Origin of the sequence: Actinoplanes sp. CA-030573, from assembly GCF_050951115.1 — a bacterium.
Classification (GTDB): Bacteria; Actinomycetota; Actinomycetes; order Mycobacteriales; family Micromonosporaceae; genus Actinoplanes.
Genome location: NZ_CP192038.1, coordinates 30507 through 50379 on the forward strand (window position 1 = coordinate 30507; position 19873 = coordinate 50379).

Below are 19873 nucleotides of genomic sequence, written 5' to 3' on the forward strand. Positions count from 1 at the left end.
CGCAACCGCACCGAAGCGCCACGTGGGCGCGCGTCGACAAGCGGAGTCAGGGCAGAAGAAAAAGAGCCAGGGCACCGCTGCGCCCGAAATGCAGTTCCGGAACGTCCACAACTGAATACGTCACACCATTTGCCGAAACATTTCTGAAAGGCATTCCTTCCGCATGAAGACTTGGGTTCGCAAGACTCTGAGCGTCGGTGTCCTGGCCGCTGGCGCCCTGCTGTTCGCCCCCGGCGCCGCGCACGCCGACACCCACCAGGTGACCGGCGACAACAACGGCATCCTCAACGGCACGCAGATCGCCGTGCCGGTGCAGGTCCCGGTCAACATCGTCGGTAACGCCCTGGGGATCCTCGGCGTCGCGGACACGCACGCGGTCGGCGTCAACCAGACCGAGAGCGGTCGCCTGGGTGACGTGCAGCGCACCGGTGACAACAACGGGATCCTGAACGGCACCCAGGTGTACCTGCCGGTCAGCGTCCCGGTGAACGCGGTCGGCAACTCGGCCGCCGTGCTCGGCGCCGCCGACACCCACGCGGTCGGTGTCAACAACGTCCGTGGCCGCAAGGCCGAGAGCGCGCACACCACCGAGGGCGGCTGGTTCTCCGGTGGCGGCCAGATCTCCGGTGACAACAACGGGATCCTGAACGGCACCCAGATCTACGCGCCGATCGACGTTCCGATCAACGTGTGCGGCAACTCGCTCGCCATCCTGGGCGGCAGCTACACCCAGGCGTTCTGCGCGAACAACGTCTCGGTGCGCGGCCACCGCCGCCACCACGGCAAGGAGAGCGCGCACGTCACCGAGGGTGGCTGGCAGATCGCCGGCGACAACAACGGCATCGCGAACGGCACCCAGCTGTACGCGCCGATCAGCCTGCCGGTCAACCTGTCGGGCAACTCGGCCGCGCTGCTCGGCGTCGCCGACTCGCACGCCGTCTCGGTCAACGAGTCGGGCCACGGCGACGGCTTCGTCCAGGGCCACGGCGACGACAACGGGATCCTGAACGGCACCCAGATCGGCGTGCCGATCAACGTGCCGATCAACGTCTGCGGCAACTCGCTCGGCATCCTCGGCGCCGCCAGCTCGCACGCGGCCTGCGTGAACGGGCTCGACTTCGGCGGCGACGACTTCGGCGGCTGGGGCGGCGACAACGGCAACACCGGCCACGGTCACCACGGCCACCACGGCCACCACGGCAACGGCAACGGGAACGACAACGCCGGCGACAACGGTGACGACGACTCGTACCTGGGTGACAACGGCGCCGCCGACGGTGGCTACGGCAACGGGAACGACAACGCCGCCGACGACAACGGCTACGGCAACGGCAACGACAACGCCGCGGACGACAACGGCTACGGCGGCCAGAAGCCGGCCTCGAACGGCTCGGACAGCGACAGCAAGGGCGGCCGCGAGTCGGCCAAGTCCCCGGTCGAGGGCCTGACCGGCACCGTCAGCAACGTCTCCGACAGCTCGGGCTTCGCCGGCCTGGGTCTGCTCAACACGCTGCGCTGAAGTAGGGCAGCAGCGAGAGAGAACCGGGTAGCGCCGTCCCGGGCGCGACCCGTACCGGTGCCGCGAGGCGCCGGGTAATACCGGCGTCCCTCCACGGCGCCGGAAGCACCAAAACGGACGGGAGTCTCCGCAGCCGGCGGAGGCTCCCGTCCGTCGTTGTCGATCCTCGATCGAGTGCGCTACCCTAACGATCGTTAAGTTCCTAACGGTCGTTAAGGGCCTCGAGGAGGACCGAAGTTGACCATCGACGACGAGGCGCTGGCGCAGGTCCGCAAGCGTGTGCTGGCCGGCGGCGCGGAGCGCTATCACGCGGCCAACGCGGCCAAGGGCAAGCTGTTCGCCCGGGAGCGGGTCACGCTGCTGGTCGACGAGGGCTCGTTCGTCGAGGACGGGCTCTATGCCAACAGTCTCGCCGACGGCCTCCCGGCGGACGGGGTGATCACCGGAACCGCCCGGATCGACGGCCGCGACGTCTGCCTGATGGCCAACGACTCCACGGTCAAGGCCGGCTCCTGGGGCGCCCGCACGGTCGAGAAGATCATCAGGATTATCGAGCGGGCTTATCAGTACGGCGTGCCGATGGTCTACCTGGTCGACTCGGCCGGCGCCCGGATCACCGACCAGGTCGATCTCTTCCCCGGTCGCCGCGGCGCCGGCAAGATCTTCCACACCCAGGTCCGCGCCTCGGGGTCGATCCCGCAGGTCTGCGCGTTGTTCGGCCCGTCGGCGGCCGGCGGGGCGTACATCCCGGCGTTCTGTGATGTCGTGATCATGGTCGAGGGCAACGCCAGCATGTACCTCGGCTCCGACCGCATGGTCGAGATGGTCACCGGGGAGAAGACCACGCTCGAGGCGATGGGCGGCGCCCGCGTGCACTGCGCCGAGTCCGGGGTCGGCCACTTCCTCTGCAAGACCGAGCCGGAGGCGCTCGACACCGTCCGCCGCTACCTCTCCTACCTGCCGTCCAACTGGGAGGGTCAGCCGCCCGCGATCGAGGCGGAGGAGCCGGCGGGGGTCGATCTCGGCGCGCTGGTCCCGGCCAGCGAGCGGCAGGCCTTCGACATGCGGCGGTACGTCAAGGGCCTGGTCGATGCCGGTTCCTTCTTCGAGATCCAGGCCCTCTGGGCACGGGAGCTCACGATCGGGTTCGCGCGCCTGAACGGCGAGGTCATCGGCGTCATCGGCAACAACTCGATGTTCAAGGGCGGCGTGTTGTTCGTCGACTCGGCCGACAAGGCGACCCGCTTCATCCAGCTCTGCGACGCGTTCAACGTGCCGCTGCTGTTCCTGTCCGACGTGCCCGGCTTCATGGTCGGCTCGGCGGTCGAGAAGCAGGGCATCATCCGGCACGGCGCCAAGATGATCACGGCGGTCTCCGAGGCCACGGTTCCCAAGATCTGCGTGGTGGTCCGCAAGGCGTACGGGGCCGGCCTGTACGCGATGAGCGGCCCCGGCTTCGACCCGGACGCCACGATCGCCCTGCCCACCGCCAAGATCGCGGTGATGGGCGCGGAGGCCGCCGTCAACGCGGTCTACGCCAACAAGATCGCGGCGATCGAGGAACCGGACGCCCGCGCCGCGTTCGTGGCCGAGCGCCGCGCCGAGTACGAGCGCGACATCGACATCATGCGGCTGGCCAGCGAGCTGGTCGTCGACGCGGTGGTCGAGCCGGCCGACCTGCGCACCGAAATCGTCCGCCGCCTCGCCGCCGCGCGCGGCAAGGAGCGCGGCTTCTCCCGGCGCCGGCACGGCGTCACGCCCGTCTGACAGGAGTGGGGAAAATGGTGGACTTCCGGCTCGACGAGGAGCAGGAGGCGCTGCGTGCCACCGTGCGGGACTTCGCCCGCGAGCAGGTGGCGCCGGTCATCGCCGAGCACTACGAGAACAAGACGTTCCCGTACGACCTGGTGCGGCAGATGGGCAAGATGGGGCTGTTCGGCCTGCCGTTCCCGGAGGAGCACGGCGGCATGGGCGGCGACTACTTCACGCTCTGCCTCGCCCTCGAAGAACTGGCCAGAGTGGACAGCTCGGTCGCGGTCTCGCTCGAGGCCGGGGTCTCGCTCGGCATCATGCCGATCTTCCGGTTCGGCACGCCCGAGCAGAAGGAGCAGTGGCTGCCCCGGCTGACCAGCGGCGAGGGCCTGGCCGCGTTCGGGCTCACCGAGCCGGGCTCGGGCACCGACGCCGCCGCGATCATGACTCGGGCCGTGCTCGACGAGTCGACGAACGAATGGGTGATCAACGGCAGCAAGGCGTTCATCACCAACTCCGGCACCGACATCACGCTGCTGGTCACCGTCATGGCGGCGACCGGCACCAACCCGGACGGCTCGAAGGAGCTGTCCACGATCATCGTGCCGGCCGGCACGCCGGGCTTCACCGTGGCGCCGGGCTACTCCAAGGTCGGCTGGTGCGCCTCCGACACCCACGAGCTTTCCTTCGATGACGTACGCGTTCCCGCCGGCAACCTGCTCGGCCCGCGCGGCCGTGGCTTCGCCCAGTTCCTGCGGATCCTCGACGAGGGGCGGATCGCGATCGCGGCGCTGTCCGTCGGGCTCGCCCAGGGCTGCGTCGACGAGTCCCTGAGGTACGCCGCCGAGCGCCGCGCCTTCGGCCGCCCGATCGGCGACTACCAGGCCGTCCAGTTCATGATCGCGGACATGGAGCTGCGGGCGCACACGGCCCGCCTCGCCTACTACGACGCCGCGGCCCGGATGCTGGCCGGCGAGGACTTCAAGCGGTACGCGGCGATCGCCAAGCTGCACGCGAGCAACGCGGCCATGGAGAACAGCCGGTACGCGACGCAGGTCCACGGCGGCTACGGCTTCATGAACGAGTCGGCGGTCGGCCGGTTCTACCGGGACGCCAAGATCTTGGAGGTCGGCGAGGGAACCTCCGAGGTCCAGCGCATGTTGATCGCGCGCGGGCTGGGCCTCTAAATCGGACAATAGCCTCGAGCTTTCGGTCTGCTTTCCGACACGGTTGGATGTCTGCTCGCCGGTATGGACTTACGTGCATAGGTTCGGACCATGGCGGCAGACGAGGGGGCGGGCCAGAGTGGCTCGAGCTTCGACGTCGTGCTGCGCCGGCACCGTCTGCGCGCCAAGCTGACCCAGGAGGAACTGGCCGCCCGGGCGGCGATCGGCGTGCGGACCGTCCGCGATCTCGAGCGCGGCCGCGCGTCCCGGCCGCAGCGCACGACGGTCGAGCTGCTCGCCGCCGCGCTCGGCCTGGCCGGCGCCGACCGCGAGACGTTCCTGGCCGCCGCGCGCGGTCAGGCCGCCGACGAGCCGCTGCCGCCGACGTCGTTCCTGCAGATACCGCCGAGCACCGAGCTGATCGGCCGCGACGACGACGTGGCCGAGCTGGTCACCCGGCTGACCGCTCCCGACGGGCCGCGCGGCGTCACCCTGGTCGGCATGGCCGGGGTCGGCAAGACGAGCCTCGCCGTCGCCGTCTCGCACCGGGTGGCCGAGTCCTACCCGGGCGGCGTCGCCGGGGTCGTCATCACCGACGGATCGTCGGTCGGCGAGATGCTCGGCAGCATCGCGGCCGCCTTCGGCGTCGGGCACCCCGACGACCTCGGCGGCCGGTTCGCGGGCCGGGCCGCGCTGCTGTTCGTCGACGCGGTCGAGCGCTCGGCCGAGTCGACCGCCGAGATGCTGGCCCGGCTGCTCGACCGCATCCCGTCGCTGCGCTTCCTGGCGACCGGTCGCCACCCGATCGGGCTGCCGGCCGAGCGCGTGTGGCCGCTCGCCCCGCTGGTCGCGCCGCCGGCCGAGACGCCGGACGTGCTGACGGCCGTCGCGGCGTACCCGGCGGTCGGTCTTTTCCTGGAACGATTGGGCCGGGTCCGCCGCACCCCGCTCGAGCCCGACGAGATCGCGCCGCTGGCCACGCTGGCCCGCCGCCTCGGCGGGCTCCCGCTCGCGATCGAGCTGGCCGCCGCCCGGGGACGCGTGCTGACCGTCCCCGAGATCCTCAACCGGTACGGCGACCGCGTGCTCGACCTCGACCGGCCGGCGGGCGCGTCGCAGGAGGCGGTGGTCTCGCTGCGCGACGCGGTGGCCGCCAGCTATCGCCTGCTCAACCCCGGTGAGCAGCACGCGCTCCGGCTGCTGGCGATGTTCCGCTACCGATGGTCGCTGGCGCTCGCCGAGCAGATCACGGCGGGCGCGCAGACCGACGGCGCCGACGTGGTGCACCTGCTCGACCGGCTGCTGGAGCTGGGGCTGGTCAGTGTGCGGGGCAGTCGCACGGTCCGGTTCCGGCTGCTCGAGTTCGTCCGCGACTACGCCGCCGAGCGCGCGGCCGCCGAGGGCGAGCTCACCGAGGCGCGCCGGCGCCACGCCGTGGTCCTGGCCGACCTCGCCCAGCAGATCGCCCCCGACCTGATCGGCACCAAGCTGGCCGAGGCCGCGACCCGGCTCGACGACGTCTCCGGCGACCTCGGCACCGCGCTCGCCTTCGCCGCCGGCGAGGACCCGCACACCGCCCTGCGGCTGGCCGCCGCCCTGCCGCGCTGGTGGCGCTTCCGCGGGCGGGATGTCAGCGGCCGGCAGTGGCTGCGCCGCCTGCTCGACGATCCGCGCACGGCCGACGCCGACCCGGCCACCCGGGCCTGGGCCAAGATCGGGCTGGCCCAGCTCGCGATCGAGCACGGCGCCGGCGCCGAGGAGATCGCGACGGTGACCGCGGCCGTGGCCGAGTTCGAGCGGCTGGGCTCGGTCGGCGGGCAGCTCGCCGCGCACACCCAGCTCGCGGCGCTCTTCATGACCACCGGCGGCCACGACGAGGCCCGGCGGCACGGCGAGGCGGCCCTGGTCCTGGCCCGGCGGCACAACAAGATCCGGGACATGGCCGTCGCCGAGAACAACCTGACCTGGCACGAGATCCGCGAGGGCGACCTGGCCGCGGCCCGGCGCCGGCTCGCGGCGGTGGACGACCTGGCCAGCCAGTGCGGCGAGGAGCGGTTGCGGGCCCTGGCGCTGGCCAATCTGGCCGAGGTGGCCCGGCTGGAGGGCCGGCCCGAGGAGGCCGAGCGGCTGGGCCGCAGCGCGATGCCCGAGCTCGAGCGGGTCGGCGATCCCAACCACCGGCGGCGGTTGCGGGCCACGATCGGGCTGGCCCTGGCCGAGGCCGGGCGGATCGACGAGGCGCTCGAGGTGCTGGCCCGGCTGCGGCTGCCGGAGGAGATGCTGCCGGACGGGCCGGCCGCCGTGGTCGAGGCCGCGATCGCGCTGCGGCAGGGCGAGCAGAAGCATGCCGCCGAGTGCTTCGCGCGGGCGGCCGAGGCGTACGACGGCGCACATGATCGGCGGGACATCGTCGAGGCCCTGATCGGCTTGATCGTCAGCACACCCGACGGAGAGGAACGGACCGCGGCCCGGCTCCGGCTGCGCGAACTGTGTGAATCGGGGGGAATCACCCTCTTGCCCCGGGAGCGGGAGAAGCTCGAAGCGCTCTCGTGAGGTGTGGCGCGGACGGCCGGCGTTCGTGCCCCCCACGCGCCGGCCGTCGCAACGCCCCACCAGTAACGCGGCGAGAACGAAGGCTCCCCCGTCAGCCCCGTACGTCGCCTCGGTCGCGCCGCATCCCCCTTGCGCTGATCACAGTAGCCGCGGCCGCACGTCAGCCGGGGAATTTTGTCCGTTTAGTCGCCCGAGTCGCCGGTTCTGCCGGTAGTTCTGCCGGTTGTGGCTTTGCCGAGCTTCAGGCGGCATCGACCTGAGTTGTCTCCTGGCTACCAGCCGTAGCGCACGGGTTGACCGCATCGCGGATCGTGCGCAGCGACTCCAGCATCCCGGACAACTGGTCGGGGCTCAGCTGGCCGATGAACCACTGCTGCACGAGGGCGAGATGCCCGGGCAGAACCTCCTCCAGGCGCTGCCGGCCGGCGGGGGTGATCACGGCGAACGAGCTGCGGCGGTCGCTCGGGCAGGCCTCGCGGCAGACCAGGCCGTCGCGGTCCATGCGGTCGACGACGCGGGTCACGCCGCTGGTGGAGAGGGAGGTCTGGCCGGCCAGATCGGTCATGCGGAGACGACTGCCGGGCGAGCGGGCGAGGCGCATGAGCACCTCGAACTCGACGGCGGAGAGGCGGTGCTCCTCGAACTGTGCGGCAAAACGCGCGGTCAGGCCCGTGTACGCCTCGGCGAACAGGCCGACCGCGGTGAAGCGGGGGTCATCCAGGTCGGTACTCACGGGTACATCCTACCTCAGTCACTTGACAGGCGGAATATTGCTTAGGCTATAGTTGCTGTGTCACGCAAACACCGCCACCAGCACTTCGAAAGAAGGAACCAGTCATGACCGACGTCGCCAACACCCGTCCGTTCGAGGGTCTCCAGATCCCGGCCGCGGGCACCTACGAGCTCGACGCGGCGCACAAGCGCGTGGGCTTCGTGGCGCGACACCTTATGGTCAGCAAGGTCCGCGGGCAGTTTGCCGAGGCGACCGCGACCATCATCATCGGCGAGGACCCGCTGCAGTCCTCGGTCACCGCGTCGATCGTCGCGGCCAGCATCGAGACCGGCCAGGTCGACCGCGACAACCACCTGCGCAGCGGTGACTTCTTCGAGGCCGAGAAGTACCCGACGCTCGAGTTCCGCAGCACCGGCATCAAGTCGCACGCCGGCGCCGAGTTCGTCCTCGACGGCGAGCTCACCATCAAGGACGTGACCAAGCCGGTCGAGCTGGTCGTCGAGTTCGAGGGCGCCACCACCAGCCCGTACGGCAAGGGGGTCTTCGGCTTCAGCGCGCACACCGAGATCGACCGCGAGGAGTGGGGCCTGACCTGGAACATGGCCCTCGAGTCCGGCGGCGTCATGGTCGGCAAGAAGATCAAGATCGAGATCGAGGGCGAGGCCGTCCGCCAGGACTAGTTCCCGCAGCACTGTCTACATTCGAGCCGCCGTCCAGCATCCGGACGGCGGCTCGATTGCCGTCTGGCGCTCCCTCGCGGGGGATGGCAAGGTGGACCGAGCGCACACGTTCGCTCACAGGGTGGTGATCGAAGGTCGGTTTGGTCCCTGGCGGTGCCGGGAGGGTAAGTGGGCAAGGATCTCGCAACCATCGCCTTTGCGCCCGAGGACCGGGTCACCTACCGGCATAAGGTGCGCCGATGTCTCGACGCGCTGGCACGGATGCTCGACGAGTCGCTCTTCGCGACCGTCGACGGCATGACCGGGCTGGAGATCGAGCTCAACCTCGTCGACGAGGACGCGCAACCGGCGATGCGCAACGCCGAGGTGCTCGACCACCTGGCCGACCCGACGTTCCAGACCGAGCTCGGCAAGTTCAACCTCGAGCTCAACGCGCCGCCCCGGACGATCACCGGTGACGGCCTGTGGGCATACGAGCAAGAGGTCTTGGAGACCTTGCGGCGCGCCGCCGACCGTGCCGCCAAGGCGGAGAGCGGGCTGGTGCTGATCGGCATGCTGCCGACGCTCTCGCCCGACCACCTGGTGCTGGCCAACCTCTCCGCGAACCACCGATATCGCCTGCTCAACGACGAGATGGTCGGCGCCCGGGGCGAGCAGTTCCACGTCGACATCCGCGGCGTCGAGCGGTTGCAGAGCACCAGCGACTCGATCGTGCCCGAGGCCGCGTGCACGAGCGTGCAGTTCCACCTGCAGGTGCCGCCGGACCGGTTCGCCCGCTACTGGAACGCGTCGCAGGCGATCGCCGGGGTGCAGGTGGCGGTGGGTGCGAACTCGCCGTACTTCCACGGCCGCAGGCTCTGGGCGGAGACCCGGATCGCACTGTTCGAGCAGGCCACCGACACGCGGCCGGAGGAGCTCAAGGCGCAGGGGGTACGCCCGCGGGTCTGGTTCGGGGAGCGCTGGATCACCTCGGTATTCGACCTCTTCGAGGAGAACGCCCGGTATTTTCCGCCGCTGCTTCCGATCATGGACGACGAGGACCCGGTACGGGTGCTCGACGATGGCGGCGTTCCCCGTCTCGGCGAGTTGCGGCTGCACAACGGCACCGTCTACCGCTGGAACCGGCCCGTCTACGACGTGATGAACGGCCGCCCGCACCTGCGCGTGGAAAACCGCGTGCTGCCGTCCGGCCCGACGGTCGTCGACCTGGTGGCGAACGCGGCGTTCTACTTCGGCCTGATCCGCCAGCTCGCCGACGAGGAGCGCCCGATCTGGTCGCAGCTGGCGTTCGCGGCGGCCGAGGACAACTTCCACCGCGGGGCCCGCGACGGGATCGGCGCGGTCGTGCACTGGCCCGGCCACGGCGAGGTGCCGGTGACCGACCTGGTCCGCTCGGTGCTGCTGCCCAAGGCGGCGAGCGGGCTGGACCGCTTCGGCGTCGATCCCGCCCACCGGGACCGCCTGCTGGGCATCATCGACGAGCGCTGCCGGCTGGCCCGGAACGGCGCTACCTGGCAGACCGAGGCCGTGTGCGCGGCCGAGCTGCGGCGCGGCCTGTCGCGGCCGGCCGCGTTGCACGACATGGTGTTGCGGTATTGGGCCCTGCAGCAGAGCAACGAGCCGGTGCACACCTGGCCCACGGACTGATCAGTCGTCGCCGGCCGGCTGTGGGTTGATTCGCGCGATGGTCGGCGTGGCCGGCGGTGGGGTGACGGTCGACTTCGGCGATGGCGTATCGCCCGGCCTCGGGGGCGCCGCGGCCTCGGGGGGCGCCTTCCGGGCCGGAGTCGCCTTCCTACCGCGCAGCCGGCCGGAGCGTGCGGCCGAGGCGATCTCGGGGTCGGTGTTGTGGCCGCCGGCCGCGCGCTCGGCGTCGGCGCGAGCGGAGGGCGAGGCGGCGCCGGGGTGGTCGGTGGCCGGTTCGGGGGCTTTGGGCGGCGACGTGATCGGCTTCGGCGCTCGGGGTGGGTCGGTGAGCGCGTTCGGCGTGCGCGTCGTCGAGGATGTCGCGGTCGGCGGTGGCTTCGGGCCGTTCGCCGGGCGCGGCGTCGGTGCCGGGCGCGCAGACGAGGTCTCGATCGGGGCCGGCCGCGCAGACGAGGTCTCGGTCGGTGCCGGTCGGGCGGGCGAGGTCTCGGTCGGTGCCGGGCCGGGCTGTCTCGGAGGGGCCTGCATGGGTGTCGCGGGGAAAGCGACCGCCGCCTCGTCGGTGTGGCGGGTGTCGGAGGGCTCGCTCTGCGGGTGCCGGGCGTCCGCGGAATCGGCGTCCGCGGAATCGGGGTCAGGGGACTCGCTGTCCTGGGGGGAGCGGATGGCCAGGGACTTTCCGGCGGTCACGGTCAGGGCGGAACCGGCCAGGCCGGCCAGGACGGCGTAGGGGGCGATCAGGTACGCCGACTCGATCGGGCCCAGGCTGTCGGTCAGGCGGGGGGACAGGGCCAGGAAGGACGCGGCCACCAGCAGGGGGCCCACCGCGCCCGATGTGGCGGCGCCCAGGCCCAGGTCGCCGCGGCGGACGGCGGGGATCACGGCGATCACGCCGACCAGGAAGGCGGCGGCCAGCGTCAGCACGGCGCTCGGCCAGTAGATGACCCCGTAGCGGACGCCGTCGGTGGCGCCGGCGAACTGCCAGCTGGTCAGGTAGGTGGCGGAGTCGCGGTTGCCGGACAGCTCGACGATGATCGCGGTGATGGCCAGCGCCCACAGCCAGGCGGCGGTGGCGACGAGGTTGGCGGCGACCGGGCGCGACGACACGGCCCAGTAGGCCACCAGCACGCCGAGCACGACGCCGATCAAGGCATAACCGGCCGCGATGGCCTGCGGCGAGTGCGCGTCCAACCGTACGGCCGACCGGGCCGGAAGCGCGATCAGCGCGACGGCCACCAGGGCGCCGACCCCCGCCGAGATCGCGAGAAGTGCCCGCCGAACGCTGCCGGACTCCCCGCCCAGCCGGCTCGCGACGACGGCGCCGAAGACGGTGGCGCTCGCGGTGATCCACGTGGCCCAGCCGAGGCTGCCCAGCCACTCGCTGCGATCCTGCGTGACGGCCACCGGCCAGACGATGACGCCCAGGCCGTAGCCCAGACCCAGTTGCGCGGCGCCGGTGCCCGCGGCGACTCCGGCCGCGGTGGCCGCCCGTGATGTCCAGCCCCTGTCGGCCATGCGGGGCACTGTAGCGGTCACTGCCTATACCTGCTAACCCATCGTCGGTGGTGGGACCGGGAGTGGGTTGTCCGGTCCGGGGAACCCAAGTCCGTCAAGATTGAGTACGTTGACCCATGCGGGTGAATGACGCGGAGGAGCGGGCATGTCCGACGAGAGCGACGAGACACGGGTGACGCCGCCTGCGTCGCCGCCGTCTCCGGGAGACGACGCCACGCAGGTCGCGCCCCAGCCTCCGCTCGACGATGACGCGACGCAGGTCGCGCCCCAGCCTCCGCTCGACGACGATGCGACGCGGGTGGCGCCGCTGCCGTCCGACGTCGACGCGACGCGGGTGGCGCCGCGGCCGGACTCGACCTCGGTGATGCCGCCGGCCACGGACGACTGGGCGGCGAGCCGGGCCAACCCGGTGTGGTCGGGCCGGGCCGAGGTGCGCGCGCCACAGCCGGGACTCGCCGGCTACGACACCGACTGGTCGGACGGCCCGGCGCCGGTGAGCGCGCCGGGCCAGCGTGACCGCTGGTGGATGCCGATCATCGTCGGGATCGTCGTGCTGGTGCTGCTCGCCCTGCTCGGCTGGGGCGTCTACGTGATCATGCAGAACTCCGGCGACGAACCGGGGCCGGCGACGACTCCGAGCACGGTCGCCACGACGATGACGACCGAGCCGAGCAGCGCGCCGCCGACCACCACCGCGCCGTCGAGCCAGCCGACGACCACGACGCCCTCGGTCTCGCCGACCACGACCGAGCCGACCACGACCGAGGTGGTCGTGCCGGCGCTGCGCGGCCTGTCGCTGGCCGAGGCGCGGGCGGCGCTGGACCGCAGCGGCCTGCGGTACCGCGTGCTCTACCGGAACAGCACGGCGGCGCCGGAGGGAACGGTGATCGACAGCGATCCGGCGGAGGGGCAGGAGGTCCCACCGGACACGCGAGTCACCATTGTGGTTTCGCAGCCGCAGGGGGCCACGACAACACCGACAGCTACCGCGACGGCTACCACACCGGCTACGGGTGGTAACTGAAAGTCAGCGGTTGGTACGCACGGAGCGCGGAACCGTGCCGGAGACCATCCCCGGCTGACGGCCGTTGCGCGCCCGCGGGTCGGGCGCCTTGCCCACCGCGCGCAGGCCGCTGACCTGCACGAAGATCGAACGTCGCTCCACCGCGTCCCCCGCCGAGTTGAGCTCGTAGCCGTCGAGCCAGATCCAGCCCTCGTACGTCGGCCAGTCGTGGACCCGGATCACCCGGAAGAGCATCGGCGCCGCGAATTGCACGCTCGCTGCCTTCGTCACTTGTATGACATCACCGGACCGAGGAAGCACGTCATCTCCTGCCCTGGAACTTGTCTCGGGATGAACCTTGACACGGAAGCACTTAGTGTGCCGGTTCAAAACACCATTGCAAGCTCATGACAATGCCAATCCTACCGCGGCCAATCGTCAAAGCGTTGCGGAACGTTACCGTTGCCGATCTCACTGACCGTCATAGAGTGGATCAGTCCACCCTGGACGACCAGTTGCCCGACACCCCGTAAACGGCGCAGTTTTGGTGCTCTGAGCCGGATCTGGCCACATCACCCGTTGGTGCGCAGTGACGCGAGCCATACCGAAAGATTGCACCACGAGTCGTGTCGATGCAAGTTGCATGTCAGCCTTCCGTGATTGTTGGTCTTCGGCTCGTGCCGCCTTGAACCATTAAATGATCGACAGAGAGACTGATGAAGTGAATCAGCACCGGAGTCCCACTATTCGGCGGCGGCGTCTGGGTGTCGAGCTGCGCCGGCACCGGGAGGCGGCCGGCGTGACGATCGACGTCGTGGCGGAGCGGCTCGGCTGCTCCACGTCCAAAGTGTCCAGAATCGAGACGGGACATACCAGTGCTTCACCAACTGATGTTTCGAACATTTTGGACATTTACGGCGTAGAGGACTCGATCAAGGCAGAACTCGTCCAAATAGCCCGCGAGGCCCGGCAAAAAGGTTGGTGGCATCCCTATTCCACGGTCCTGACCGGCGCATATGTCGGGCTGGAAACGGCCGCAAGATCCATTCGCGTGTACGAGCAGCAGCTCGTACCCGGGCTGCTGCAGACGGAAGAGTATGCAATTGCCCTAATTCGGGGCGCCCGACTGGATGACACCGACCGGGAAATAGAGCAACGTGTCCGTGTCCGGATGCAAAGACAGGCGTTATTGATTCTGGACGATCCGATCGATCTTCGGGTGGTGCTCGATGAGGCGGTGCTGAGTCGGCCGGTCGGCGGCGACGCGGTGATGCGCGATCAGTTAAGCAAATTGATCGAGGCCGCCCGCCTGCCGAACGTCACGTTGCAGATCTTGCCGTTCGCGACCGGCGCGCATGCCGGCATGGATGGAACGTTCGTGATCCTCGAGTTCGAGGAGGAAGGAGACGCGGATGTGGTGTTCATCGACAACGCGACCGGCGGCCTGTTTCTCGAGAAGGCCGATGAGCTCCGCAAGTACATCTCCATCTTCGACGCCGTCCGGGCGACGGCCCTCCCGCCGGAGGAGTCCATCGAGATGATTGAAATGCTGGTAGAGGAGCCATTGTGGAAGTCGAAGCGAAGGGTTTCCGGATCGATCTGACCCGGGCACAGTGGTTCAAGAGCACGCGTAGCGGTCCCAACTCCGACAACTGCGTGGAGGTGGCGTTCGTGGACGAGGCCATTGCGGTCCGCGACTCCAAGAACCCGGGCGGCCCGGCCCTGATCTTCACGGCCGCCGAATGGGATGCGTTCGTGGGCGGTGCCAAGGACGGCGAGTTCGACCTCTGACCTCGCGATATGCCCGCAAGCGGCCGGCTTGCCCGTGGTCTGCGGGCGGGTCGGCCGTAGTCATTTTCCGGCTCGCCTCGTTGAACGGCACAAGCGCGGACCGGTCCGCGCCGACGGCCGGAACATCTCCGAGCGAGGCAAGGCAGACACATGACTATTGGATCCGACAACCTCAGCAACGGCTCCGCCACGGCGCAGGACCGGTTCAGCGGCGGCGTCAGCGCGTACCGGCAGAACCGCCGTGACGCCGCGCTGGCCGCCGAGAGCGGCGAGACCGAGTTGATGTCGCGGGCCGGCAGCAACGGACTGCCGACCCGATCGCCGGGACGTTCGCACAGCATCGAGCCGACCGGCGCGCTCGACCGGGCACCGAAGCTTCCCTCCCTGGACCTGCCGGGACTGGGCGAGCCGGTCTTCCCGTCCTCGGGCTGGCCGGACTCGAGCTCGCAGTCGATGGCCGACCACCCGCTGCTGCGCGGGCTGCTGCTGGAGCTGCCGGCTCGCGGCACGTTGCCGCCCTCGGACTGGCTGGACCGCTGGTTCGAGGCGGCCCGCTCGATCCTCGAGCTGCTCTACGTGCAGGAAGCCAAGAAGGGCTGAGTCAGCGGGTGTCGACCGGCACCCGCGGGCGGCCCCGGCCGATCGGCGCCAGGGCCTGAAGGCTGAGCCGGCTGTGCCGGACGGCGGCCCGGATGCCGATCGCCACCACGGCGGCGGCCATCACGGTGACCGCGATGCCCGCCACGTCGCTGCCGGGCACGTGCACGAGGCCGGCCGCGATCGGCAGGCCAACGATGGCGGCCAGGCCGGTGACCTGCAGCGGCACCAGGACCAGCGGGTGCGCGGCCGCGGCCCGCAGGGCGGGCGGGACGGGCGTGTGCGGCGCCGCCGCGAAGGCGCCCGCTCCCCGCCGCACCAGGCCGAGCCGGCGGACGCCGACGGTCAGCGCGAACAGCGCGGGAACGGCCGGGAGCAGGGCGGCCGGGGCGGCCTCGGAGCCGCCCGGCCCGAGCAGGGTGACCAGTGGCACCGCGACGAAGACGGCGGCGCCGGCGGCGACCAGCGCGGTCAGGATGCCGGCGCGGTGGCGCAGCTCGCGGGCCGTGCTCGCGCCCGGGAGGGCGTCGGCGACCAGGCCGGCGGCGAGCCAGGCCACGGCGAGCGCGCCGGCGAGGATGACGTTCACTGCGGTGTCCACATCCGACAGCCTTCTCCGGCGCTCCGGATAGGGAAACCGGGTTATCACCGGAGCCGGGACCCCTAGGGGCCGATGTGGACCGCTTGTCCGCGCCTTATGTACCGGCTTATACGGCGAATCGGTCGAGCGGCTCGGTCGCCGGGGCCGGCGGTGTGGCCTTCCACACGCCGAGCTTCTGCGCCGCGAGCCGGGCCAGGTAGGCCGGGTTCAGCAGCACGTACCGCCGCCAGAGCCGTTTGGGCTCGAGGCCGAGACGCCAGAGCCACTCGAGCGCGTTCCTCTGCATCCAGGCGGGCGGGTTCTTCAGCAGGCCGGCGTGATAGTCGAAGGCGGCGCCGACGGCGAGCAGCGGCATGTCCAGCAGCGGCCGCATCGCGTACGTGAAGATCTCCTGTCGCGGGCAACCGAGCCCGACCAGCACGATCCGCGCGCCCGACGCCTTGATCCGCTCGGCGATCTCCACCGGCTCGCCGTCCTGCGAGCTGCGGAACTTGGACGCCTCCACGCCGGCGATCTTCAGCGCCGGGAACATCTCCTCCAGGGCGGGCACCAGCCGCTCCAGCGTCGCCTCGGTCGACCCGTACAGGTAAATGGGCATCCCCGAGGCCGCCGCCTGGTCGACGACCTTGAGCGTCAGCGTCGGCCCGTAGACCCGATCGGTGAGGCCCGCCTTGTGCAGCAGGTTGAGCGCCCACCGCACCGGCTGCCCGTCCGGCGTAACTAGATCAAAGGAATTGAGCCGTGCGTTGTGGGCCTTGTCCTGCACGCCCGTCATCACGCCGTGCACAGCCAGCGCCGTAACCGCATAGCCCCGGCGCTCCCGAGCGGCCTGCATGATCCGCTCAGTGGCGTCCCGATAGTCAGTGACGTCGACAAGGACCCCAAGGACGTTACGTTTCCCCTGGCCGACACCGGTATGCGCGACGGTCACAACAACGACACTCCAGGACTGAGAGGACCCAACGCCAGCGACGAGCATAGCCCGCCCTGTCCATTTCACCCGTTAGGCGACACCCCGTCGTCCAGCCGCCCAAGAAGGTCGCGCAAGCCTCACCCAAACAAGCGCCCCACGCAACCCACCGTTCGAGGGAGTGAGGCGTCGAGGGAGTGAGGCGCCGTCAGTTGAAGATGCGCCCACATCTCTCCCATGTGATGGTTCCTGTGGGCCCAGCCACACGAGGAGGGCAACTTGTTAGCCAAGCGTGACCAGTTAGCCAACCGTGACCAGTTAGCCAACCGTGACCAGTTAGCCAACCGTGACCAGTTAGCCAACCGTGACCATCGCCAGTCGTGGGGGCTTCCGGGGGCTCGGCCCCCGGAGCAGACATGACCGAGGGCCCCGGTCCGCGCGTTCCGCGGACAGAGGCCCCCTGCACTCGGTGGGGATGGGGGGAGTTGAACCCCCACGTCCTTTCGGACACACGGACCTGAACCGTGCGCGTCTGCCATTCCGCCACATCCCCGTGGCAAGCTGGCCGCGAGGCCAACTTCTTGTTACTGCGTGCGACAGACTACGCTGTCGCACGTCACCACACGAGTTGTTATCACCCGCGGCGCCAGGGAAGACTAGCACGGCGTCGACGGGCGTCATACGAGGGTCAGAAGTGCCGGTCGCTCTTGGGCTACAGATGCGCAAGCGGCGGCCGGATACCATCATGTCCTCGGAAGCCGAGGAGGAGCCGGTGAGCGTGCTGCAGCGCTTTGAGAAGCGATTGGAAGGCCTGGTCGAAGGGGCCTTCGCCAAGGTGTTCAAGGGTGTCGTCCACCCTGTGGAGATTCTGAATGCGATGCAGCGGGAGGCCGAGGCGCACAAGGCGATCCTTGCCGGTGGCCGCACGCTCGTGCCCAACCGCTACGTGATCGACCTCTCACCTTATGACCACAGCCGGCTGGCGCCCTACGCCGCCGCGCTCGCCCAGGAGCTCGCGCAGTCGCAGGCGGAGTTCATCGGCGAGCAGGCGTGGACGGTCTACGGCGACGTGATCGTCGAGATCGAGCGGGGCGAGGGGCTCGACACGGGCATGTTCCGGGTGACCGCCGAGGTCTACACGGGCGGTGAGGTCGCGCCGGTGCAGCAGCCCGCGTACGACGCCGGCCCGCAGTACCCGCCGTACGACCAGCACCAGGGTGGCTACCAGCAGCACGGCGGGCCGAACGGCCGGGGCGTCGGCCTGGTCTCCGGTGACGGCCGGACCTACCCGCTGCAGATGGGCTCGACCGTGATCGGCCGCGGCGACCAGGCGAACCTCCGCCTGCCCGACGTCGGCATCTCGCGCCGGCACGCCCGTCTCGACTACGACGGCAACCAGGTCGTGCTGACCGACCTCGGTTCCACGAACGGCACGATGGTGAACGGCCAGCGGGTCTCCGCCGTGGCGCTCAACCCGGGCGACATGATCCAGCTGGGCACCACCACGCTGACGTTCCGAGTGGACGGCTAGGCACCTTGCCCGAATTCGTCCTCACCGTCGCCCGGTTCGGCTTCCTCATCCTTCTGTGGATCTTCGTGTTCACGGTGGTGGGTGTGATCCGGCGGGATCTCTTCGCGGGGGTCCGGTCCAAGAGCATCGTCGCCAACCCTCGGGGGGTGGGTGGCGCGGTGATGCAGGGGCGGCCGGCCAAGGCGAAGCGCGGTAAGGCCGCACGGCAGCTCGTGGTGACGGCCGGCCAGCTGGCCGGCACACGCATCACGTTGGGTGATATTCCGATCACTATCGGTCGGGCGGAGGACTCCACGCTCGTGATCACGGATGACTTCGCCTCGGCTCGGCACGCCCGGATCGTGCCGCGGGACGGCCAGTGGTTCGTCGAGGATCTCGGCTCGACGAACGGGACCTATCTCGACCGCGGTAAGGTCTCCGGACCTACTCCCGTCCCCCTTGGCGTACCGATCCGGATCGGTCGCACATCTCTCGAGTTACGGCCATGACCCTGACCCTGCGCTATGCCGCTCAGAGCGACCGCGGTCTGATCCGAGACCTCAACCAGGACTCCGTCTACGCCGGGCCGCGGCTGCTTGCTGTCGCGGACGGGATGGGCGGGATGGCGGCCGGAGACGTCGCCTCCAACATCGTCATCGCCGCGATGGCGCCGCTCGACGAGGACGTCCCCGGTGACGCCCTGGTCGACGCGCTGCGTCATGCCGTCGGCCAGGCCAACCAGCACCTGCGGGACACCGTCGACGCCAACCCGCAGCTCGAGGGCATGGGCACCACGCTCACCGCGGTGCTGTTCTCGGGCAGCAAGTTCGGCATGGTGCACATCGGCGACAGCCGGGCCTACCTGCTGCGCAAGGGCGAGTTCGCCCAGATCACCAAGGACGACACGTACGTCCAGATGCTGGTGGACGAGGGACGGGTCAGCCCCGAGGAGGCCAGCAGCCACCCGCAGCGGTCGCTGCTGACCCGCGCGCTCGACGGGCGCGACATCGATCCCGAGTACTCGGTGCGCCAGGTGCTCGCCGGCGACCGCTACCTGATCTGCAGCGACGGTCTGTCCGGCGTGGTCAGCGCGGACACGATCGGGCAGACGATGCGGGAGATCGCCGACCCGCAGGCCTGCGTCGAGCGGCTGGTGCAGCTCGCGCTGCGCGGTGGCGGCCCGGACAACATCACCGTCGTCATCGCGGACGCGATCGACACCGACATCATGGAGCAGACGCCGATCGTCGGTGGCGCGGCCGCCCTCGACCGGGGCAACACCACGGTGGCAGACAGCTCGACCTCGGCGGCCCGGGCCGCGGCCCTGCGGTCACCGCAGCCGCAGCAGCCGGTGCAGCAGGAGGCCGAGTACGACCGCGAGCCGGCTCCCAAGAGCCACCCGGTGCGCACCACGATGCTCGTGCTCGTGCTGCTCGCGGTGCTGGGCGGCGGCCTCTGGCTCGGCTACAACTACACCCAGGACCAGTACTACGTGGGTGCGACCGACGCCGGCCAGATCGCGATATTCCGCGGGGTTCCGGGCCAGATCGCCGGGCTCGACCTGTCCAGCGTCAACGAGACCAGCCCGGCCCGGCTCGACGACCTGACGGCCGTCGCGCAGGAGCGGGTCAAGCAGGGCATCCACGCCGAGAACCGGACGGACGCCGCGCAGACGCTCGCGCAGCTGACCGCCGACGACCCGTCCAACCCCAACCTCAAGCCGCTCTGCTCGGCGCCGTCCGCGAGCGCTTCGGCGACGCCGACGGCCACACCGCCGCCCGCCGGCGCCTCCACGCCCGCCACGCTGGCCAGCACGCTGCCCGCTCAGGGCTCCGAGAGCGCACCGCCGGTCGACGATCCGGCGGCGTGCCGGACCGTCAACTGACCGTCGCTCGA

General features: G+C 70.3%; 18 protein-coding genes and 1 tRNA gene. 13 read left to right on the top strand and 6 right to left on the bottom strand.

Annotation, left to right across the window (positions count from 1 at the left end; translation table 11 throughout):
• Positions 1-163 precede the first annotated feature (163 nt).
• The 4 genes from ACQP2F_RS00155 (at position 164) to ACQP2F_RS00170 (ending at position 6990) form a co-directional block, all read left to right on the top strand.
• Positions 164-1519, top strand: coding sequence for a chaplin family protein (locus ACQP2F_RS00155; protein ID WP_433299570.1), 1356 nt, complete (start codon positions 164-166; stop codon positions 1517-1519).
• A 237-nt stretch (positions 1520-1756) separates the two neighbouring features.
• The gene (locus ACQP2F_RS00160; RefSeq protein ID WP_433299572.1) at positions 1757-3286 is read left to right on the top strand and encodes an acyl-CoA carboxylase subunit beta; all 1530 of its coding nucleotides are present in this window, start codon (positions 1757-1759) and stop codon (positions 3284-3286) included.
• A gap of 17 nt (positions 3287-3303) precedes the next feature.
• Positions 3304-4458 (top strand): acyl-CoA dehydrogenase family protein, encoded by a 1155-nt coding sequence (locus ACQP2F_RS00165; RefSeq protein ID WP_433307926.1) that lies wholly within the window; start codon positions 3304-3306, stop codon positions 4456-4458.
• Positions 4459-4548: 90 nt separating this feature from the next.
• Positions 4549-6990, top strand: a complete 2442-nt coding sequence (locus tag ACQP2F_RS00170) for an ATP-binding protein (RefSeq protein ID WP_433299574.1) — start codon at positions 4549-4551, stop codon at positions 6988-6990.
• Between the two features lie 241 nt (positions 6991-7231).
• Here ACQP2F_RS00170 and ACQP2F_RS00175 read toward each other — a convergent pair whose 3' ends face one another.
• On the bottom strand, positions 7232-7723 hold the full coding sequence (locus tag ACQP2F_RS00175; protein WP_433299576.1) for a MarR family winged helix-turn-helix transcriptional regulator: 492 nt from the start codon (positions 7721-7723) through the stop codon (positions 7232-7234).
• A gap of 104 nt (positions 7724-7827) precedes the next feature.
• On the opposite strand from ACQP2F_RS00175, the gene ACQP2F_RS00180 reads away from it, so the two are divergent.
• Together ACQP2F_RS00180 and ACQP2F_RS00185 are read left to right on the top strand one after the other, a co-directional pair.
• On the top strand, positions 7828-8403 hold the full coding sequence (locus tag ACQP2F_RS00180; RefSeq protein ID WP_433299578.1) for a YceI family protein: 576 nt from the start codon (positions 7828-7830) through the stop codon (positions 8401-8403).
• A 168-nt stretch (positions 8404-8571) separates the two neighbouring features.
• Positions 8572-10050, top strand: coding sequence for a glutamate--cysteine ligase (locus ACQP2F_RS00185; protein ID WP_433299580.1), 1479 nt, complete (start codon positions 8572-8574; stop codon positions 10048-10050).
• Here the strand turns inward: ACQP2F_RS00185 and ACQP2F_RS00190 are convergent, their stop codons facing one another.
• Positions 10051-11565 (bottom strand): Hansenula MRAKII killer toxin-resistant protein 1, encoded by a 1515-nt coding sequence (locus ACQP2F_RS00190; protein WP_433299582.1) that lies wholly within the window; start codon positions 11563-11565, stop codon positions 10051-10053.
• Positions 11566-11710: 145 nt separating this feature from the next.
• Here ACQP2F_RS00190 and ACQP2F_RS00195 point away from each other — a divergent pair, with 145 nt between their 5' ends.
• A complete protein-coding gene (locus tag ACQP2F_RS00195) occupies positions 11711-12589 on the top strand; it encodes a PASTA domain-containing protein (RefSeq protein ID WP_433299584.1) in 879 nt (292 codons plus the stop codon).
• 3 nt (positions 12590-12592) lie between these two features.
• Here ACQP2F_RS00195 and ACQP2F_RS00200 read toward each other — a convergent pair whose 3' ends face one another.
• Positions 12593-12889, bottom strand: coding sequence for a hypothetical protein (locus tag ACQP2F_RS00200; protein WP_433299586.1), 297 nt, complete (start codon positions 12887-12889; stop codon positions 12593-12595).
• Between the two features lie 400 nt (positions 12890-13289).
• Between ACQP2F_RS00200 and ACQP2F_RS00205 the strand changes: the two genes are divergently transcribed.
• The 3 genes from ACQP2F_RS00205 (at position 13290) to ACQP2F_RS00215 (ending at position 14959) form a co-directional block, all read left to right on the top strand.
• A complete protein-coding gene (locus ACQP2F_RS00205; RefSeq protein ID WP_433307929.1) occupies positions 13290-14171 on the top strand; it encodes a helix-turn-helix domain-containing protein in 882 nt (293 codons plus the stop codon).
• Positions 14135-14359, top strand: a complete 225-nt coding sequence (locus ACQP2F_RS00210) for a DUF397 domain-containing protein (RefSeq protein ID WP_433299588.1) — start codon at positions 14135-14137, stop codon at positions 14357-14359. The genes ACQP2F_RS00205 and ACQP2F_RS00210 overlap by 37 nt, the downstream gene beginning before the upstream one ends.
• A 150-nt stretch (positions 14360-14509) precedes the next feature.
• Positions 14510-14959: a hypothetical protein gene (locus ACQP2F_RS00215; RefSeq protein ID WP_433299590.1), complete on the top strand. Its 450-nt coding sequence runs from the start codon at positions 14510-14512 to the stop codon at positions 14957-14959.
• 1 nt (position 14960) lies between these two features.
• Here the strand turns inward: ACQP2F_RS00215 and ACQP2F_RS00220 are convergent, their stop codons facing one another.
• The 3 genes from ACQP2F_RS00220 to ACQP2F_RS00230 form a co-directional block, all read right to left on the bottom strand.
• Positions 14961-15557, bottom strand: a complete 597-nt coding sequence (locus tag ACQP2F_RS00220; RefSeq protein ID WP_433299592.1) for a hypothetical protein — start codon at positions 15555-15557, stop codon at positions 14961-14963.
• Between the two features lie 106 nt (positions 15558-15663).
• A complete protein-coding gene (locus ACQP2F_RS00225) occupies positions 15664-16392 on the bottom strand; it encodes a WecB/TagA/CpsF family glycosyltransferase (protein ID WP_433299594.1) in 729 nt (242 codons plus the stop codon).
• A gap of 545 nt (positions 16393-16937) precedes the next feature.
• Positions 16938-17020, bottom strand: a tRNA-Leu gene (locus tag ACQP2F_RS00230).
• 192 nt (positions 17021-17212) lie between these two features.
• Between ACQP2F_RS00230 and ACQP2F_RS00235 the strand changes: the two genes are divergently transcribed.
• The 3 genes from ACQP2F_RS00235 to ACQP2F_RS00245 are packed head-to-tail and all read left to right on the top strand — an operon-like array spanning position 17213 to position 19862.
• Positions 17213-17998 (top strand): FhaA domain-containing protein, encoded by a 786-nt coding sequence (locus tag ACQP2F_RS00235; RefSeq protein WP_433299596.1) that lies wholly within the window; start codon positions 17213-17215, stop codon positions 17996-17998.
• A gap of 5 nt (positions 17999-18003) precedes the next feature.
• Positions 18004-18486 carry an FHA domain-containing protein FhaB/FipA gene (locus ACQP2F_RS00240; RefSeq protein WP_433299598.1) on the top strand — a complete coding sequence of 161 codons (483 nt, stop codon included), beginning with the start codon at positions 18004-18006 and terminating at the stop codon, positions 18484-18486.
• A complete protein-coding gene (locus ACQP2F_RS00245) occupies positions 18483-19862 on the top strand; it encodes a PP2C family protein-serine/threonine phosphatase (protein WP_433299600.1) in 1380 nt (459 codons plus the stop codon). Before ACQP2F_RS00240 ends, ACQP2F_RS00245 begins: the two co-directional genes overlap by 4 nt.
• Positions 19863-19873: the final 11 nt, after the last annotated feature.

Coding starts and splice junctions, on each gene's coding strand:
- ACQP2F_RS00215 (WP_433299590.1), top strand. CDS start 14,510: ATGACTATTGGATCCGACAACCTCAGCAACGGCTCCGCCACGGCGCAG.
- ACQP2F_RS00235 (WP_433299596.1), top strand. CDS start 17,213: ATGTCCTCGGAAGCCGAGGAGGAGCCGGTGAGCGTGCTGCAGCGCTTT.
- ACQP2F_RS00180 (WP_433299578.1), top strand. CDS start 7,828: ATGACCGACGTCGCCAACACCCGTCCGTTCGAGGGTCTCCAGATCCCG.
- ACQP2F_RS00195 (WP_433299584.1), top strand. CDS start 11,711: ATGTCCGACGAGAGCGACGAGACACGGGTGACGCCGCCTGCGTCGCCG.
- ACQP2F_RS00155 (WP_433299570.1), top strand. CDS start 164: ATGAAGACTTGGGTTCGCAAGACTCTGAGCGTCGGTGTCCTGGCCGCT.
- ACQP2F_RS00190 (WP_433299582.1), bottom strand. CDS start 11,565: ATGGCCGACAGGGGCTGGACATCACGGGCGGCCACCGCGGCCGGAGTC.
- ACQP2F_RS00170 (WP_433299574.1), top strand. CDS start 4,549: ATGGCGGCAGACGAGGGGGCGGGCCAGAGTGGCTCGAGCTTCGACGTC.
- ACQP2F_RS00225 (WP_433299594.1), bottom strand. CDS start 16,392: ATGCAGGCCGCTCGGGAGCGCCGGGGCTATGCGGTTACGGCGCTGGCT.
- ACQP2F_RS00245 (WP_433299600.1), top strand. CDS start 18,483: ATGACCCTGACCCTGCGCTATGCCGCTCAGAGCGACCGCGGTCTGATC.